Annotated in this window: 11 protein-coding genes, 12 tRNA genes, 2 rRNA genes and 1 pseudogene; 25 read left to right on the forward strand and 1 reads right to left on the reverse strand. The window is 44.3% G+C overall.

The genetic code is table 11. The annotated features are described in order from the left end of the window. Nucleotides 1–151 precede the first annotated feature (151 nt). The 14 genes from CJ483_RS01230 to CJ483_RS01295 all read left to right on the forward strand — a co-directional run bounded on the left by CJ483_RS01230 (nt 152) and on the right by CJ483_RS01295 (nt 4,734). Nucleotides 152–3,081 (forward strand): 23S ribosomal RNA (locus CJ483_RS01230). A gap of 103 nt (nt 3,082–3,184) precedes the next feature. Next, nucleotides 3,185–3,299, forward strand: a 5S ribosomal RNA gene (gene rrf / locus CJ483_RS01235). 49 nt (nt 3,300–3,348) lie between these two features. Then, nucleotides 3,349–3,423 (forward strand) — tRNA-Glu (locus tag CJ483_RS01240). A gap of 3 nt (nt 3,424–3,426) precedes the next feature. Continuing rightward, nucleotides 3,427–3,502, forward strand: a tRNA-Val gene (locus CJ483_RS01245). A 30-nt stretch (nt 3,503–3,532) separates the two neighbouring features. Next, nucleotides 3,533–3,608, forward strand: a tRNA-Lys gene (locus CJ483_RS01250). 16 nt (nt 3,609–3,624) lie between these two features. After that, a tRNA-Leu gene (locus CJ483_RS01255) sits at nt 3,625–3,706 on the forward strand. Nucleotides 3,707–3,781: 75 nt separating this feature from the next. After that, a tRNA-Gly gene (locus CJ483_RS01260) sits at nt 3,782–3,856 on the forward strand. A gap of 22 nt (nt 3,857–3,878) precedes the next feature. Continuing rightward, nucleotides 3,879–3,952 (forward strand) — tRNA-Arg (locus tag CJ483_RS01265). 83 nt (nt 3,953–4,035) lie between these two features. Next, a tRNA-Ala gene (locus CJ483_RS01270) sits at nt 4,036–4,108 on the forward strand. A 21-nt stretch (nt 4,109–4,129) separates the two neighbouring features. Next, nucleotides 4,130–4,203: transfer RNA gene (locus CJ483_RS01275), tRNA-Met, on the forward strand. Nucleotides 4,204–4,206: 3 nt separating this feature from the next. Beyond that, nucleotides 4,207–4,296 (forward strand) — tRNA-Ser (locus tag CJ483_RS01280). Between the two features lie 139 nt (nt 4,297–4,435). Beyond that, nucleotides 4,436–4,509 (forward strand) — tRNA-Gly (locus CJ483_RS01285). Nucleotides 4,510–4,520: 11 nt separating this feature from the next. Then, nucleotides 4,521–4,594: transfer RNA gene (locus CJ483_RS01290), tRNA-Ile, on the forward strand. Between the two features lie 66 nt (nt 4,595–4,660). Beyond that, nucleotides 4,661–4,734 (forward strand) — tRNA-Arg (locus CJ483_RS01295). A gap of 314 nt (nt 4,735–5,048) precedes the next feature. Here CJ483_RS01295 and CJ483_RS01300 read toward each other — a convergent pair. Then, nucleotides 5,049–5,669, reverse strand: coding sequence for a hypothetical protein (locus CJ483_RS01300; RefSeq protein WP_120031192.1), 621 nt, complete (start codon nt 5,667–5,669; stop codon nt 5,049–5,051). Nucleotides 5,670–5,885: 216 nt separating this feature from the next. Here CJ483_RS01300 and CJ483_RS01305 point away from each other — a divergent pair, with 216 nt between their 5' ends. The 11 genes and pseudogenes from CJ483_RS01305 to CJ483_RS01355 all read left to right on the forward strand — a co-directional run bounded on the left by CJ483_RS01305 (nt 5,886) and on the right by CJ483_RS01355 (nt 16,416). Further along, on the forward strand, nt 5,886–6,086 hold the full coding sequence (locus CJ483_RS01305; protein WP_120031194.1) for a hypothetical protein: 201 nt from the start codon (nt 5,886–5,888) through the stop codon (nt 6,084–6,086). 257 nt (nt 6,087–6,343) lie between these two features. Continuing rightward, nucleotides 6,344–7,951, forward strand: a complete 1,608-nt coding sequence (locus CJ483_RS01310; protein ID WP_120031196.1) for an ABC transporter substrate-binding protein — start codon at nt 6,344–6,346, stop codon at nt 7,949–7,951. 163 nt (nt 7,952–8,114) lie between these two features. After that, on the forward strand, nt 8,115–9,053 hold the full coding sequence (locus tag CJ483_RS01315; protein WP_120031198.1) for an ABC transporter permease: 939 nt from the start codon (nt 8,115–8,117) through the stop codon (nt 9,051–9,053). Nucleotides 9,054–9,067: 14 nt separating this feature from the next. After that, nucleotides 9,068–9,961 (forward strand): ABC transporter permease, encoded by an 894-nt coding sequence (locus CJ483_RS01320; RefSeq protein WP_120031200.1) that lies wholly within the window; start codon nt 9,068–9,070, stop codon nt 9,959–9,961. Nucleotides 9,962–10,065: 104 nt separating this feature from the next. Then, nucleotides 10,066–10,325, forward strand: a pseudogene (locus CJ483_RS01325) (sensor histidine kinase); the annotation flags it as partial. Between the two features lie 108 nt (nt 10,326–10,433). After that, nucleotides 10,434–10,790 (forward strand): sensor histidine kinase, encoded by a 357-nt coding sequence (locus CJ483_RS01330; protein WP_259455765.1) that lies wholly within the window; start codon nt 10,434–10,436, stop codon nt 10,788–10,790. 12 nt (nt 10,791–10,802) lie between these two features. After that, nucleotides 10,803–11,927, forward strand: a complete 1,125-nt coding sequence (locus CJ483_RS01335) for a response regulator (protein WP_120031204.1) — start codon at nt 10,803–10,805, stop codon at nt 11,925–11,927. After that, a complete protein-coding gene (locus CJ483_RS01340; protein WP_120031206.1) occupies nt 11,918–13,186 on the forward strand; it encodes a hypothetical protein in 1,269 nt (422 codons plus the stop codon). Before CJ483_RS01335 ends, CJ483_RS01340 begins: the two co-directional genes overlap by 10 nt. A gap of 37 nt (nt 13,187–13,223) precedes the next feature. Next, nucleotides 13,224–14,237 carry an ABC transporter ATP-binding protein gene (locus tag CJ483_RS01345; RefSeq protein ID WP_120031208.1) on the forward strand — a complete coding sequence of 338 codons (1,014 nt, stop codon included), beginning with the start codon at nt 13,224–13,226 and terminating at the stop codon, nt 14,235–14,237. After that, nucleotides 14,206–15,195, forward strand: a complete 990-nt coding sequence (locus CJ483_RS01350; RefSeq protein WP_182916926.1) for an ABC transporter ATP-binding protein — start codon at nt 14,206–14,208, stop codon at nt 15,193–15,195. Before CJ483_RS01345 ends, CJ483_RS01350 begins: the two co-directional genes overlap by 32 nt. 99 nt (nt 15,196–15,294) lie before the next feature. Then, complete coding sequence (locus CJ483_RS01355) at nt 15,295–16,416, forward strand: M42 family metallopeptidase (protein ID WP_182916927.1); 1,122 nt, start codon at nt 15,295–15,297, stop codon at nt 16,414–16,416. Nucleotides 16,417–16,479: the final 63 nt, after the last annotated feature.

The raw sequence follows: 16,479 nt of genomic DNA on the forward strand, positions 1-16,479 counted from the left end.
CGAGTAATCGCCATTTTAGGTATTTTTCAAAGAAAGAAGAGAAGCAAGCAGTTCTAGGAAGCAACTGAATGACTGACTGAGCGTATTTGCATACGTGAGGGAAGGAATGAAGAAAGCTGACGACGAAATGCGCCGCTTGTATTTTTTCTTAGGTTAAGTTAGAAAGGGCGCACGGTGGATGCCTTGGCACTAGGAGCCGAAGAAGGACGGGACTAACTCCGATATGCTCCGGGGAGCTGTAAGTAAGCGTTAATCCGGAGATTTCCGAATGGGGAAACCCACTGTTCGTAATGGAACAGTATCCCTACCTGAATCCATAGGGTAGGAGAAGGCACACCCGGGGAACTGAAACATCTAAGTACCTGGAGGAAGAGAAAGCAAACGCGATTCCCTGAGTAGCGGCGAGCGAAACGGGAACAGCCCAAACCAGAAGGCTTGCCTTCTGGGGTTGTAGGACACTCTATACGGAGTTACAAAAGAACGGTGTAGGCGAAGAGGTCTGGAAAGGCCCATCAGAGAAGGTAACAATCCTGTAGCCGAAACATCGTTCTCTCCAGAGTGGATCCTGAGTACGGCGGAACACGTGAAATTCCGTCGGAATCCGGGAGGACCATCTCCCAAGGCTAAATACTCCCTAGTGACCGATAGTGAACCAGTACCGTGAGGGAAAGGTGAAAAGCACCCCGGAAGGGGAGTGAAAGAGAACCTGAAACCGTGTGCCTACAAGTAGTCAGAGCCCGTTTATGGGTGATGGCGTGCCTTTTGTAGAATGAACCGGCGAGTTGCGATTTCATGCGAGGTTAAGCCGCAAAGGCGGAGCCGCAGCGAAAGCGAGTCTGAATAGGGCGCATGAGTATGAGGTCGCAGACCCGAAACCAGGTGATCTACCCATGTCCAGGGTGAAGGTAAGGTAACACTTACTGGAGGCCCGAACCCACGCACGTTGAAAAGTGCGGGGATGAGGTGTGGGTAGCGGTGAAATTCCAATCGAACCTGGAGATAGCTGGTTCTCTCCGAAATAGCTTTAGGGCTAGCCTCAAGGGAAGAGTCTTGGAGGTAGAGCACTGTTTGGACTAGGGGCCCCCTCGGGTTACCGAATTCAGACAAACTCCGAATGCCAAAGACTTATCCTTGGGAGTCAGACTGCGAGTGATAAGATCCGTAGTCAAGAGGGAAACAGCCCAGACCACCAGCTAAGGTCCCCAAGTATACGTTAAGTGGAAAAGGATGTGGAGTTGCTTAGACAACCAGGATGTTGGCTTAGAAGCAGCCACCATTTAAAGAGTGCGTAATAGCTCACTGGTCGAGTGACTCTGCGCCGAAAATGTACCGGGGCTAAACGTATCACCGAAGCTGTGGATGGACACCTTGTGGTGTCCGTGGTAGGAGAGCGTTCTAAGGGCGGTGAAGCAAGACCGGAAGGACTTGTGGAGCGCTTAGAAGTGAGAATGCCGGTATGAGTAGCGAAAGAAGGGTGAGAATCCCTTCCACCGAATGCCTAAGGTTTCCTGAGGAAGGCTCGTCCTCTCAGGGTTAGTCGGGACCTAAGCCGAGGCCGATAGGCGTAGGCGATGGACAACAGGTTGATATTCCTGTACCACCTCTTCACCATTTGAGCAATGGGGGACGCAGGAGGATAGGGCAAGCGCACAGTTGGTTGTGCGTCCAAGCAGTTAGGCCGGTGATGAGGCAAATCCCATCACCATGAAGGCGGAGCTGTGACGGCGAGGGAAATGTAGTACCGAAGTTCCTGATTCCACACTGCCAAGAAAAGCCTCTAGCGAGGTGAAAGGTGCCCGTACCGCAAACCGACACAGGTAGGCGAGGAGAGAATCCTAAGGTGAGCGAGTGAACTCTCGTTAAGGAACTCGGCAAAATGACCCCGTAACTTCGGGAGAAGGGGTGCTCTTTGGGGTGCATAGCCCTGAGGAGCCGCAGTGAATAGGCCCAGGCGACTGTTTAGCAAAAACACAGGTCTCTGCGAAGCCGTAAGGCGAAGTATAGGGGCTGACGCCTGCCCGGTGCTGGAAGGTTAAGAGGAGGGGTTAGCTCACGCGAAGCTCTGAATTGAAGCCCCAGTAAACGGCGGCCGTAACTATAACGGTCCTAAGGTAGCGAAATTCCTTGTCGGGTAAGTTCCGACCCGCACGAAAGGCGTAACGATCTGGGCACTGTCTCAACGAGAGACTCGGTGAAATTATAGTACCTGTGAAGATGCAGGTTACCCGCGACAGGACGGAAAGACCCCGTGGAGCTTTACTGCAGCCTGATATTGAATTTCGGCACAGCTTGTACAGGATAGGTAGGAGCCTTTGAAACCGGAGCGCCAGCTTCGGTGGAGGCGTCGGTGGGATACTACCCTGGCTGTGTTGAACTTCTAACCCGCACCCGTGATCCGGGTGGGAGACAGTGTCAGGCGGGCAGTTTGACTGGGGCGGTCGCCTCCTAAAGAGTAACGGAGGCGCCCAAAGGTTCCCTCAGAATGGTTGGAAATCATTCGCAGAGTGTAAAGGCACAAGGGAGCTTGACTGCGAGACCTACAAGTCGAGCAGGGACGAAAGTCGGGCTTAGTGATCCGGTGGTTCCGCATGGAAGGGCCATCGCTCAACGGATAAAAGCTACCCCGGGGATAACAGGCTTATCTCCCCCAAGAGTCCACATCGACGGGGAGGTTTGGCACCTCGATGTCGGCTCATCGCATCCTGGGGCTGTAGTCGGTCCCAAGGGTTGGGCTGTTCGCCCATTAAAGCGGTACGCGAGCTGGGTTCAGAACGTCGTGAGACAGTTCGGTCCCTATCCGTCGCGGGCGCAGGAAATTTGAGAGGAGCTGTCCTTAGTACGAGAGGACCGGGATGGACGCACCGCTGGTGTACCAGTTGTCTTGCCAAAGGCATCGCTGGGTAGCTATGTGCGGACGGGATAAGTGCTGAAAGCATCTAAGCATGAAGCCCCCCTCAAGATGAGATTTCCCATAGCGCAAGCTAGTAAGATCCCTGAAAGATGATCAGGTAGATAGGTTCGAGGTGGAAGCGTGGCGACACGTGGAGCTGACGAATACTAATCGATCGAGGACTTATCCTAAATGATACGCCTAACGGCGTCACACATGAAATGGCACGGTGTTGCCGGTTACTGACACATATTATCCAGTTTTGAAAGAACAAACTCTTTCAACTTTATACAGTCTGGTGGCGATAGCGAAGAGGTCACACCCGTTCCCATCCCGAACACGGAAGTTAAGCTCTTCAGCGCCGATGGTAGTTGGGGGATTCCCCTGTGAGAGTAGGACGCTGCCAGGCAAGCCCCCTAATCGGGGTTTTTCTTTTGGCTTCCTTTACATACATAGAAGGCCCCTTGGTCAAGCGGTTAAGACACCGCCCTTTCACGGCGGTAACACGGGTTCGAATCCCGTAGGGGTCACCATTTGGAGGATTAGCTCAGCTGGGAGAGCACCTGCCTTACAAGCAGGGGGTCGGCGGTTCGATCCCGTCATCCTCCACCATTATTTCAATTAAACTTCTTTTGTGCAAATGAGCCATTAGCTCAGTCGGTAGAGCATCTGACTTTTAATCAGAGGGTCGAAGGTTCGAGTCCTTCATGGCTCACCATTTATATCATTGATATGCGGGTGTGGCGGAATTGGCAGACGCACCAGACTTAGGATCTGGCGCCGCAAGGCGTGGGGGTTCGACTCCCTTCACCCGCATCATTTTTAAGGATCTTCTGCTAGGAACTGTCACGTCCTGTGATAAATACAGACGTTAGAACATCCTTCTCAAATGCGGAAGTAGTTCAGTGGTAGAACACCACCTTGCCAAGGTGGGGGTCGCGGGTTCGAATCCCGTCTTCCGCTCCAGAAGCGTTATATACATTTATTTGCGCCCGTAGCTCAATTGGATAGAGCGTTTGACTACGGATCAAAAGGTTAGGGGTTCGACTCCTCTCGGGCGCGTTGTTTTTGATAATGAAAAACAATCGATCAAAGAAGTAGCTTTTTGTTTTGGGTTGATTGAACATTCTCATTCATTCGATTATGGGGCCTTAGCTCAGCTGGGAGAGCGCCTGCTTTGCACGCAGGAGGTCAGCGGTTCGATCCCGCTAGGCTCCATTGATGTTTAATATTTATTTTGGCGGTGTAGCTCAGCTGGCTAGAGCGTGCGGTTCATACCCGCAAGGTCGGGGGTTCGATCCCCTCCGCCGCTATATGGAGGAATACCCAAGTCCGGCTGAAGGGGTCGGTCTCGAAAACCGATAGGCGGGTTAAACCGCGCGGGGGTTCGAATCCCCCTTCCTCCGTTCTGAGAAGTTTCTCCTCTCGGGCTAATAACTTAGATTTCGCCATGAGCCAACAGCGAGAATGGCGGTTGTAGCGAAGTGTTTACGCAGATTCGGCATGTCTAGATTCGAATCCAGCTTGGCTCATTCAATTCTTTATGCGGGTGTAGTTTAATGGTAAAACCTCAGCCTTCCAAGCTGATGTCGTGAGTTCGATTCTCATCACCCGCTCCATTTACATAAATGGGCCTGTAGCTCAGCTGGTTAGAGCGCACGCCTGATAAGCGTGAGGTCGATGGTTCGAGTCCATTCAGGCCCACTTTTTTAATAAAAATCCCTATTTTTCTATATAAAGAAGAAAGGAAGGGTTATTTTTATATTAAATGCGCCTTTAGCTCAGCAGGATAGAGCAGCAGCCTCCTAAGCTGCAGGTCAGAGGTTCAAATCCTCTAAGGCGCGTAAAACAGAAGGGGAAGCCCCTTCTGTTTTTTTATGCCCTTTAACACATGTGTTGATTAACCAAACTTATACAGTGTTTTCTTGGTCCAATTCCCAATGAAATGCGAGTATTTCTTTGATACCGATGCGCCATTCGATTGGCAGCGCAAAGAAGCTGGTGTGTAAAACTAGCGAAAAACAGGCGTTTACAGTTTTTTCTTGTGTCCTTCTGTATGCAAAAACTTTAGTAACACGCAGGCAATGAAAGCCGCAAAAAGTTGATTAAATACGGCATTTTTCGTCGTACCAAATAGCACTGTCATGTTGTTAATTTCTTACTCTTGGATAAATGAATAAATATCGTTCTCAGTAAGATCAAATAAATTCATCTTAATAGTTTCGTAATGTGCAGATGAAATCTTTAATACCTCTTTAAGGGAAATACTGATTAAATAGAAATCACCATCTTCAATAGCCAAGAAATCACCATCAGATAAATCTCTTAAGTGTAACATTCTACGGTCTTCTACTTTAACTTCAAATACTTCACTCTCATTAAAGCTATGAATTCCCAAAGATAACAATTCCCTTTTCACGGTTCCATCCACAGGCTTTTCTTTCACTTTAATAAAGTCAATGTTAATTTTATTAAGATCTAAATCAGATAGGATTAATTCATCACCGGAGGAAACACCTGCAATTACTCCATAGTTAAAAAAAATCTCAAGTTGGACATCTTTGCTTATTTTTTTATTAAATATTTTAACATCAGTGATAGAATAATTTTTCTCACCTTTTTTTTCATATTTTTTTATAACTTCCCTTTGATATGAAACACCAAAATAATGATCTGAATATCCAGTTACAGGAAAAACATCTCGCAAAATCCCTTCCTCTATTTGTTTCAAATAAATCGAATATTCACTTGGTAGTTTTTCTAAAACTGCTATCAGCATTTTATTAAACCTGTCAACATCAATTTCAATACATTTTTTTTTTACGAAAAAAACTAAACAATTTCATCATTCCTAAGTCGTTATTTTTGATACTCATTTTAACTTAATAATACGTCTGTTGATTAACTAGTTTTTAACATTAAAGCCTAATAAAAAATGAGAGATTCCATGTAAAATGTAAGTTACCACACAAACATTTACGAGGAGGAATCTCTCATGGCTAAGAATACCACGATTTTCACACTACTTCAAAATTTTATTTCTCAGGAAGAAATCAATGAAATTCTAGCTGAGGATTTAGAGACAAAGGTGAGACAATCTATAAAGATCATTGATAATCAAGAAGTCCTTAAAGAATTTAAAAAGAAACTGATAGAGCACTTTCCAGAGAGAATTCTCCAAGAATGGGTAAAATAAATGAATAAAATTTACATTGTGCAAAATTCAAATAATATAATTAAAAAACTTCGCAACAAGCACTAGGTACTAGCTATACCTATATCTAACCAATGTGGATTCTCTATTTCTTTAATAAATATATCGCTGCCTTCCCTGTATAAAAAACTTCGTATTAAATTGATAAGAATTTCAAGAGATTTTGATAAGATTTTAAAGCTTTATTTTCTAAATATTCTATATAATCTAAATAAATCAGAGATAAAGGGGGAAAAAAGATGCAGAGAAAAGGAAATTTGGCATTCGTTTTATTAAGTGCTTTTCTACTGTTTATATTTGCAGGCTGTTCCGGAAAAAAAGATGCCGGCTCAGAAAATGGTGGAAAAGATAGCGAGAATGGCGGAACGGTTACAATCGGGATTGCACAGGACGCCGTTGCCATTGATCCGGCCTTTTCCTACGATTTTGCGACAGGACCAGTCGTTAACTCCATCACAGAAGGATTGCTTAAATTCGATAAAAACGGCGAGCTTCTTCCTAACCTTGCAAAAGAATGGGAGAATCCTGATGAGAAGACATACATTTATCATATCCGCGATGACGTGACCTTCTCAGATGGAAGTCCGATGACAATGGAAGATGTTATGTTTTCAATGGAAAGAATTAAAGATCCTGCAACCGCTTCCTATGTAGGCTGGATGTATGAAAATGTAGAGAAGATTGAACAAGATGGGGATTGGACAATTAAAGTCACATTATCAGAGCCTGATGCTTTGTGGCAATATGTACCTGCAACAACTGCTGGACATGTAATTTCTAAAAAGTATTTTGAGGAACATAAAGAAAACTTCGGCAAGCCAGAAGGTGGACTATTGGGTACAGGGTCCTTTAAGTTTGTAAGCTGGCAAACAGGATCAGAAATTGTTTTGGAGAAAAATGAAAATTACTGGAATAAAGAGGGCGGCCCTTATGTGGATAAAGCGGTTTTCAAAGTGATTCCCGAGGGCACAACGAGAATTACCGGGTTGAAAACGGGGCAATTAAATATTGCCACAGAGCTTCCTCTCGATCTAGTGGAAAAAATAAAAGAAATGGATAATGTGAGATTGGATACGTCAGATTCATATTTAATAGATGGTATCGAGTTTAATACACAAAGAAAGCCATTTGATGATCCTAAGGTAAGACAAGCAATGAACTATGCGCTTGATAAAGATAAAATTTTAAAGCAGATTGTTAAAGATGCGGGGATTCCTGCTGAAGGGTCAACTGTGCCGCCAGTCATGTGGACGTTTTCTAAAGATAAGTGGGAAGCTGCAAAGAAAGAGTTGCCTGACTACTCTTCCAACATAAAAAAAGCAAAGAAATTATTGGCAGAATCAAGTGTGCCGAACGGCTTCAAAGCGACCATTTCCACTGATGGAGACAGTCTCCGAATGAATGCTGCTTTGGCGTTGCAAGCTGCAGTCAAGCCGCTTGGCATTGAATTAGAGGTTGAAAAGCTGACTGGAGAGGAATTGATGACCCGTACATTCGGCGGCGCCAGAGATTATGATATTGCGGTGCAAAACTGGGGGTCGGATTTCCCAGATCCTTCAGGAAACTTAAGTCCGTTATTCCACTCAGCTAACACAGCTGATGGCGGTGCCAATTACGCCAACTATAAAAATCCAGAAGTTGATAAGCTGCTTGAAGAACAAAACAAGTTGATCAACCATGACAAACGTGCAGAGCTAATGATTCAAGCACAAAAAATCATTGCGGAAGATTCGCCATGGATCACACTAAGCCATCAAAAACAAATGATGGCAATGACCAATAACGTGGAAGGTTATCATATCACTCCATTATGGTATTGGGATAATATCTTAAAAACATTAAATTAAAATAATGGCAGTATGAAAGAGCTCCTCTTCATCAAGCATTTATTTGAAGAAGGGGAGATTCTCCCTTCGGAAGTCTTCCTTTTTGATATGGGCAGCATGGATTAATGCTTGGAACAAGGAAGGGCGATAGGGTAAATTATTTTCCCTTGAAGGAGGTGTAGGCTTGACTAGCTATATTATAAGGAGACTTCTCTTTTTAGTTCCCATATTATTCATTGTATCTGTTCTCATTTTTGGCATGTCAAGACTGGTACCCGGGGATCCGGCAATCATCATGGCGGGCGGACACCAAACGTCACCGGAAGTCTTAGATAATATCCGTGAAAAATACCACTTGAATAAGCCGGTTATAGAACAATATGCCATCTGGTTGAAGAACGTGGCTGTAGGAGATTTGGGCGAGAGTTTCAAAATGAAGCAATCTGTCACAAATATGATCGTGGAGCGCCTGCCGCTCACATTTCAATTAATTGTCATGAGTATGATCTTTACCTTGATCATCGCCATACCGCTTGGTATATTGTCAGCTGTTAAGAAAAACACTTGGATGGATCACCTTTCAACTTTATTCGCTTTCGTGGGAGTATCTTCTCCTGTGTTCTTCACCGGTATTTTGATGGTACTGTTATTTTCCTACCATTTGGATTGGCTGCCTGCTTTTGGAGCGGGGAGCGGATTTAATGAGAACTTGCTTCATTTGCTGCTTCCTTCTTTCGCACTGAGCTTCAATATGATCGCTTTAAACTCCAGAATTACAAGAAGCGGTATGATTGAAGTAATGAACACGAACTATATTCAAACAGCTGTAGCGAAAGGGTTGCCGCGAAAAGCCATTATTTTCAAACATGCATTGAGAAATGCACTTATACCACTTGTCACTGTAACCGGAATCCAAATCGGTGTTCTCATTGTAGGAACAGTGCTTGTTGAATACACATTTGGTCTGGGAGGGCTGGGCAGTCTTATTATTAACGGGGTCCAAACGAGTGATTACCCCGTTGTTCAGGGAACCATGCTTTTTATGGTGGTTGTCTTCCTGCTGATCAACCTTGTCGTTGATGTTCTTTATGCTGTTATCGATCCAAGAATACGCTATAAATAGAAAGGAGGCATACGATGGAACTCCAAAGTCAGCCACCTGCACAACTGCCGGCAGCTCCAGCAGAGAAAAAAAGAAGTGTATGGAAGTCACCGCTTTTCAAAAATAAATTGTCAGTGATGTCGGGAATAATTATTATTATGATAATACTTATTTCGCTGTTTGCCCCGCTGATTTCTCCATATGATCCTGATGTGCAGGACCTGAGCAAATCATTAGAGCCTGCTTCCTCTGCACATTGGTTTGGCACTGACATGCAAGGGAGGGATATTTTAAGCAGGATCATTTATGGAACGAGAACAACCTTGCTCGGAGCAGTGTTTGTCGTATTGCTATCAGTTGTTGTCGGCGTTCCACTAGGCCTTATCTCCGGCTATTTTGGAGGTAAGATTGATAACCTTATAAACCGTGTCTGGGACGTTCTTCTCGCTTTTCCAACCATCTTACTCGCATTCATTATTGTTGCCACATTTGGAAGAGGCTTTGAAAACGCTGTAATCGCGCTAGGTATCGTGTATGTTCCGATGATTGCCAGGCTTGTTCGCTCTGTGACACTTGTAGAAAAAGAGCAATCCTACATCGATGCAGCTCAAGCTTTAGGATATTCCCATGCACGTATCATCTTCCGGCACATTTTACCTAATTGCCTGTCACCGATTATTGTTCAAGTCGCAATCGACTTCGCCTATGCGATCATCGATTTGGCGGCATTGAGCTTTCTAGGACTGGGTGTACAGCCTCCGACGGCAGACTGGGGATACATGCTGTCAGAAGGAAGGGAATATTTACTCATTTCTCCGAATACGGCTTTAGCAGCAGGTTTTTCTATTATGATCACCGTGATTGCGTTTAATTTGTTTGGCGACGGTTTGCAAAGCCAGCTAGACCCAAAACAGCGAAAAGCAAGTTAATCTAATGGATGACCGGAGGATTTATGTTGCTTTCTCTTAATCTATTCACGGCATTAATCATTTTGGGCATTGTTGGCGGAATGATCAGTCTCACTATGATTGTCATGATTTTAATAACCGAAAAAGAAGTCGACTTTTTGGAAGTCGAGAAAAAAAGAGCGGATCTCGAAGTGCTGCTGAACGAATCTAAGCTACTTCACTTATCCGCTCAAATTCAGCCCCACTTTCTCTTTAACACATTAAACACAATTTCGACGTTAATTCGTTTAGAAAAAATAAAGAGGCGGAGCAGGCTATTTATTCCATGTCATCGCTGCTCCGCTATCACTTAGATAAAAAAGCCTCACTTATTTCTTTAAAAGAAGAGATGAAGTATGCAGAGCAATATTTATCCATTCAACAGCTTCGATTCGGACCTAGGCTGGAATGGAAAATCGATGCTCCTGAAGAATTGCTGGAAATGAAAATACCAATGCTTGTTATCCAGCCATTAATTGAAAACGCCTGTATTCATGGAGTGGAGCCATCTATGGACGGAGGTAAGATTAGTATATCTGCCACAAGCACGGATGGAGTGCTGCTATTGGAAGTTAGAGACAACGGAGCAGGAGTCAGTGAGGCTGTGGTCCGTGAGTTTGAACAATGGAAAGCACACAGCCATAGTGCAAAGAACGGAACAGCTATTGGCCTAAGAAATGTCCATTCCCGCCTAAAAGAACAATTTGGCAAAAACAGTGGATTATCAATTAAGAAGGATAGAAAAGGTACAATCAGTACAATTACGATCACACCTATTTCCCAAGATTTCCAAGAAAATGATCATGCGTAAAGGAGGGGCCATATGAAAGTACTCATAGTTGATGATGAACCCTTGGAGCTTTTGAATATTGAAAGCATTCTTCATTCATTTGACCCCCTGATTGATGTATTTACAGCGGCGAATGGCTATGAAGCCTATAGCATGCTGAAAGATGAGCCCATGGATATTGTTTGCCTGGATATTCGAATGCCTGGCTGGAATGGAATTGAAACATTGCAGAAAATTAAGGCGCAGTGGCCCCATGTGAAGGTCATACTTATTTCTGCCCACGGTGAATTCCATTACGCGCAAGAGGCCATTGTATCCGGAGCATCCATCTATCTTTTAAAACCTGTGGTTCCGGAAGAACTGATGAATGCGATCAGAAGGATGCAACATGAGATTGAAAGAGAGCTTGAGGAACAGTTACTGTTGCTGCAAATGGCAGCTGAAAAATGGTCAAGAGGAGAGGAATCAAAAAAGCTGCTCTTTGGTGCGCACCTTCATATCCAGCCTAATGTGGTCACTGTCATCAGATTCAATCGCAACGAACCTTTTGATAAGGCGTTCTGGGATACCATCGTATGCCGAACACTTGATAAGACAACAGCTGTCCCCCAGTCTGTCGATGGGCACTGGATCTATTTGACAGAATGTCCTGAAGGAAACAATTACACGGTGAAAGAGAAGCTTTCCTTCCTAAAATTAGAGCTTGCGGAGAAGGACAAAGAGATCGAATGGCTGTTTGGCGTAGGGGAAGCTGTTGCCCATCCAGATTTTCTAAAGCAATCGTATGATAGTGCTGTGCAAGCTGCATTAAACAAGGATGAAGCGGTGATTCAGCAATGCCTTCATTTCTTATCACAGCAATATGCCAGTCCGATTACTTTGAATCAATTAGCACAAGAGGTTCATCTCAGTGCCTCACATTTAAGTAGAATATTCAAGAGCCAGCTTGGAATTACGTTTGTTGATGTCTTAACAAAGATTAGAATTGAACAGGCAAAGGAACTATTGAAGAACAAAGAGCTGTCCATTCAGTTCATATCCGACCGAATAGGTTTCAGCAGTCCGGATTACTTTTCTTCAACTTTCCGGAAGCTGGAGGGAATTTCCCCAAGCCAGTTCCGTTTACAGAGAGAGCATGACAAACAATCATGTTCCTAACATTGCAAATTTTTACTCTTGTTAGTTTATTTTTGTTGTTAATCGGTGCTCGGCAAGTAGAGAAGAACAACCCCGACCTAGAACGTCCCATTGGCTTAGGAAAAGGGATCGTTATCCTCGTCAATCAATGGGTTGGATTGACCACATTTCTTGTTGCAGCGCAATTGTCATATGAGCAGGGCGTGAGTGGTCTATTCGGCTATTGCCTGGCTGGATTGGCAAGCCTGCTCTGCCTATACTTCCTGTTGAAAAAAAGAGCAGTGCCGCATGATCCGGTGCATGCGGCAAGAACAATAAAGCCGCTTTTGCTGCTTTATTATCTAGAACATTTTATTGTAAGCCTATTGGCTGCAAAGTTTATATTCAAGCTTTTCTATAGCGTAAATGTAGTGATCTTAGCCGGCTTGTTTGTTGTCTTTTATCAATTTATTCTTTTGGCGAAAAGTAAAAATTTTTATATTCGCTCTCTCATCATCAGCATGCTGGCGTTGGTTGCTACTGTGCTTTTACCTACCTTTGTATATTTAAAGGTGAGTGTGCCCACGATCTATTCCGGTGTTCACTTTTTGGCACCGGAGATGCTTATTTTGGATGATCTGTCGGGATGGCTTCTAGGAGGAGTATTATTTATTCGGTTCATGGCTCATCACCTATTGAATCAAAACATGCAGAAAATCTTTATGAATATTAAACAAGAGAAAAGACCTCTTGCTTTTACGATTTCATCTTTCATATGGTTCTTTGTCCCGCTCTCGATGGGAACCTTGGCGTTTGTCGCCAAAGCATCCGCCATATGGCCGGCTTCTAATGATGAAGTAGGTCTTCAAGTCGTCCAGCAGTTTGGCGGACAGCTTGGAATTGTTCTGTTAGTCGTAACCTTGCTGGTCATTTTGTTCTCTTCCTCGGCTGGTGATTTTGTTGATAAAACCTTTGTCCGAAAAGATATCTTCGTGAAGGCAGCGGTATTAGGAATGGCTGCGTTGATAGTAACTACGCTTCCAAAGCTTACGATCCTTGATGTCATGGTCTTTGCCTCTCTTGTTTGGGCTCCGGTGGTTCCAGCCATGTATTTAATGGAAACAAGCCTATTGGCCAGGTGGCCCGTAGCTTTCGTTTTTCTAGCCGGTGTAGGAGCAGAAACATACGGTATGTTTCATTTTAGCTTAGAATGGGGAATTTTGCTGTCTGCCATGGTATCTGTTTGTTTGTCTTTCTTATTCAGAGGATACCGCAGTAAAGAAAAAAAGCAATCAGCATAAAAGTCTTCCGCTTTTCTATTAAAGGGGGAATGTGTAAATGAGTGATTTACTTACAGTAAAAAATTTATCCACTCAATTTCAAACAGAACGGGGAATTGCTCATGCGGTTCGCTTTGTGAATTTCTCCATCAAATCAGGAGAGACAATGGGAATTGTAGGCGAAAGCGGCAGTGGCAAAAGTGTGACAGCTAAATCGATCATGAGGCTTGTTGAAGGCCAAAACGGAAAAGTTGTATCTGGGGAAATGATTTTTGAAAATATTGATCTAGCGAAACAAACGGAAAAACAAATGCAGAAAATCAGAGGCAATTCAGTGGCGATGATCTTCCAGGACCCAATGACCTCTTTGAACCCTTTAATTAAAGTGGGCGTCCAGATTGCAGAGGTGCTTCGTTTTCATAAAGGAATGGCCAGGCAGCAAGCGAAACAAGAAGCAATCGGGCTCATGACTCAGCTTTCCATCCCTTCACCGGAAAAGCGTTATCATCAGTATCCGCACGAGTTTAGCGGGGGAATGCTGCAACGGCTAATGATTGCCATTTCATTGGCATGCAAGCCGAAATTGCTTATTGCCGATGAGCCAACAACCGCGTTAGATGTAACAATACAAGCGCAAATTCTAAGGCTAATGAAAGAGCTTCAGAAGCAATACGGAATGGCCATTCTGATGATCACTCATGATTTAGGCGTTGTAGCCGAAATTTGTGACAAAGTATCGGTTATGTATGCAGGTGAAATTGTTGAAAGCACAAGTGTGGAAAATATTTTTGAGAAACCGCTGCATCCTTATACAAAAGCGTTAATGGATTCAAGACCGAAGCTTGGTCATAGGGAGAAAACACTTAAATCCATCGAAGGCTCACCGCCTGATCTGGCAAAGGAGATTAATGGATGTCCTTTTGCTCCCCGCTGTGCTGTCAAAACAGAAATATGTGTGACAGAAAAACCTGCATTGAAACAACTCGCTCCTTCTCATTGGGCAGCATGTCATATGGCCGAAGTGGTAGTAAAGGAAGGAGATGAGCGTTTTGACAGCCTTGCTACAAGTTGAAGGGTTAAAAAAATATTTTCCCGCTGGAAAAACGAATTTCCTTGGGAAGCATACACAGCTGCTAAAAGCCGTGGATGATCTTTCTTTCACTATCCGGGAAGGTGAGATATTTGGACTTGTCGGTGAGAGCGGATGCGGCAAGTCAACAACAGGCAGATGTATTTTAAAGATTGAAGAGGCAACCGGCGGCAGTGTCTATTTTATGGGAAAAAATATTACTAGCCTTAAAGGGAAAGAGCTTTTACAGATAAGACGAGAAATGCAAATGATTTTTCAGAATCCCTATTCTTCTTTGAACCCAAGACTGACAATCCGTCAGACGTTGGAGGAAGTGTTAAAGGTACACCGGATAGCAACAGGAGATCAAGCAAAAGACAGGATCGTAGAGCTGCTAGAACAGGTCGGACTACCGACGGATGCGATGGACCGTTATCCGCATGAATTCAGCGGCGGACAACTGCAGCGCATTGTGGTGGCAAGAGCATTGGCTGTAAATCCTAAGTTTATTTTTGCGGATGAACCGGTTTCTGCCCTGGATGTTTCCGTGCAAGCTCAGATTTTGAATTTGCTGGCGTCACTGCGTGAAAAGCTAGGCTTGACGATACTTTTTGTGGCCCATGATTTAAGCGTTGTGGAGCATATCAGTGATCGGGTCGGAGTGATGTATCTGGGACAGATGGTGGAAATGGCCCAGGTGGAAGACTTATATGAAGAGCCGCTACATCCTTATACGAAAGCCTTAATACACTCAATTCCCATCAATAACCCGAAAGAAAAGAAAGAAAGAATTACATTGGAAGGAGATATTCCAAGCCCTATTGATCCACCAACGGGTTGCCGCTTCGCTTCCAGATGTCCTCAATGCTTTGCTCGCTGTACAGAAGAAGCGCCGATTTTTAAAGAAGTACAGCCGGGACATTTCGTAGCGTGTCATTTATATGCTAGTAACGAGAAATAGACTGGAACTTCCGTCTGGCCGGGAGATAGAGGTAAGTAGCTGATGTAGTTGAATTGTTGGCACTAGATAGACCGCCGAGATTTTCGAGGAATGAGAAGGATGAAAAAGCTGTCTGATTTTACAAAAAAAGCAAACGGGGGAGAGGGAATGAGCTCACTAAAAGACCTTCTAGTGGAATTTGATGCCATTCATGGTGTATCAGGGGATGAAGAACGTGTTGCACAAGCTCTGCAGGCTCATTTAAAGCCGGTGATAGACGAACACTTTGAAGATGCACTTGGAAACCAGGTATTTATCAAAAAGGGAAGCAACCCAGATTTTAAGGTTATGCTTGCGGCACATATGGATGAAATCGGCTATATTGTTCATAACATTGATAGTCAAGGTTTCGTTTATATTTTACCAGTCGGTTATCACGACAATCGAACAGCATTCAACCAAGTGCTAACGATTTATACAGAAAAGGGCCCTGTAACAGGAATAACCGGGGGAAAGCCTGCACACATTGTGACACCAGAAGAGGCAAAACTCGCCATTCCTATTGAGGAGTTATATATTGACGTTGGAACGACAAGTAAAGAAGAAACGTTAGCGCTCGGCGTGCAGATCGGTGATTATCTGACATTTCAAAGAACGGGACAATTTCTAAATGACGGTAAGATTTTCACGGGAAAGGCTGTTGATAATCGTGCTGCCTGTGCAGTGATGGTGGAAGCAATGAAACGACTGGCAGACAAAAATATCGTTCCCACCGTTTATGGAGTGGGGACTGTGCAGGAAGAAATGGGCATCCGTGGTTCCGTCCCGGTCTCGAACCGGATCCAACCTGATATCGGTCTTGCCCTTGATGTCTGCCTTTCCGGAGGAACACCTGCTTTAACTGAAAAAGACGTTGCAGTTACGCTTGGTGGCGGTCCCGCGCTTATGCTATATGACTGGACACCGAGTACCGGACACGGAAATAATGTCCCAAAGAAACTAACTCGCAAATTAATTCAAGCGGCAGAAAAAAACAATATTCCTTATCAGCGGGAAGTTGTTCTGAATGGCGGAACAGATGCCTGGGCCATGAGCGTAGCAGGCAACGGAGCTTTAGCTAGCTGCATTTCTTTTCCATCCCGTAATATCCACTCAGCAACTGGTTGTGTACATATAGATGATTTGGAATATTCTGTACAGTTGATTGTAGCATTTATTGAAGCCTTGCAGGAAAAAATATAAAAAGATAGGGGGCTGTTCCATGAGTCAGGATAACCGACTTATGGAACAGCCCCTATTAGTAGG

Source organism: Bacillus sp. PK3_68 (assembly GCF_003600835.1).
In the GTDB taxonomy this organism is placed as follows: Bacteria; Bacillota; Bacilli; order Bacillales; family Domibacillaceae; genus Pseudobacillus.

What these genes read in the sequence shown, in the direction of transcription:
- CJ483_RS01320 (WP_120031200.1), top strand. Translation starts at nt 9,068, where the DNA reads ATGGAACTCCAAAGTCAGCCACCTGCACAACTGCCGGCAGCTCCAGCA.
- CJ483_RS01350 (WP_182916926.1), top strand. Translation starts at nt 14,206, where the DNA reads ATGAGCGTTTTGACAGCCTTGCTACAAGTTGAAGGGTTAAAAAAATAT.
- CJ483_RS01305 (WP_120031194.1), top strand. Translation starts at nt 5,886, where the DNA reads ATGGCTAAGAATACCACGATTTTCACACTACTTCAAAATTTTATTTCT.
- CJ483_RS01335 (WP_120031204.1), top strand. Translation starts at nt 10,803, where the DNA reads ATGAAAGTACTCATAGTTGATGATGAACCCTTGGAGCTTTTGAATATT.
- CJ483_RS01310 (WP_120031196.1), top strand. Translation starts at nt 6,344, where the DNA reads ATGCAGAGAAAAGGAAATTTGGCATTCGTTTTATTAAGTGCTTTTCTA.
- CJ483_RS01300 (WP_120031192.1), bottom strand. Translation starts at nt 5,669, where the DNA reads ATGCTGATAGCAGTTTTAGAAAAACTACCAAGTGAATATTCGATTTAT.
- CJ483_RS01330 (WP_259455765.1), top strand. Translation starts at nt 10,434, where the DNA reads ATGCTTGTTATCCAGCCATTAATTGAAAACGCCTGTATTCATGGAGTG.
- CJ483_RS01345 (WP_120031208.1), top strand. Translation starts at nt 13,224, where the DNA reads ATGAGTGATTTACTTACAGTAAAAAATTTATCCACTCAATTTCAAACA.
- CJ483_RS01355 (WP_182916927.1), top strand. Translation starts at nt 15,295, where the DNA reads ATGAAAAAGCTGTCTGATTTTACAAAAAAAGCAAACGGGGGAGAGGGA.
- CJ483_RS01340 (WP_120031206.1), top strand. Translation starts at nt 11,918, where the DNA reads ATGTTCCTAACATTGCAAATTTTTACTCTTGTTAGTTTATTTTTGTTG.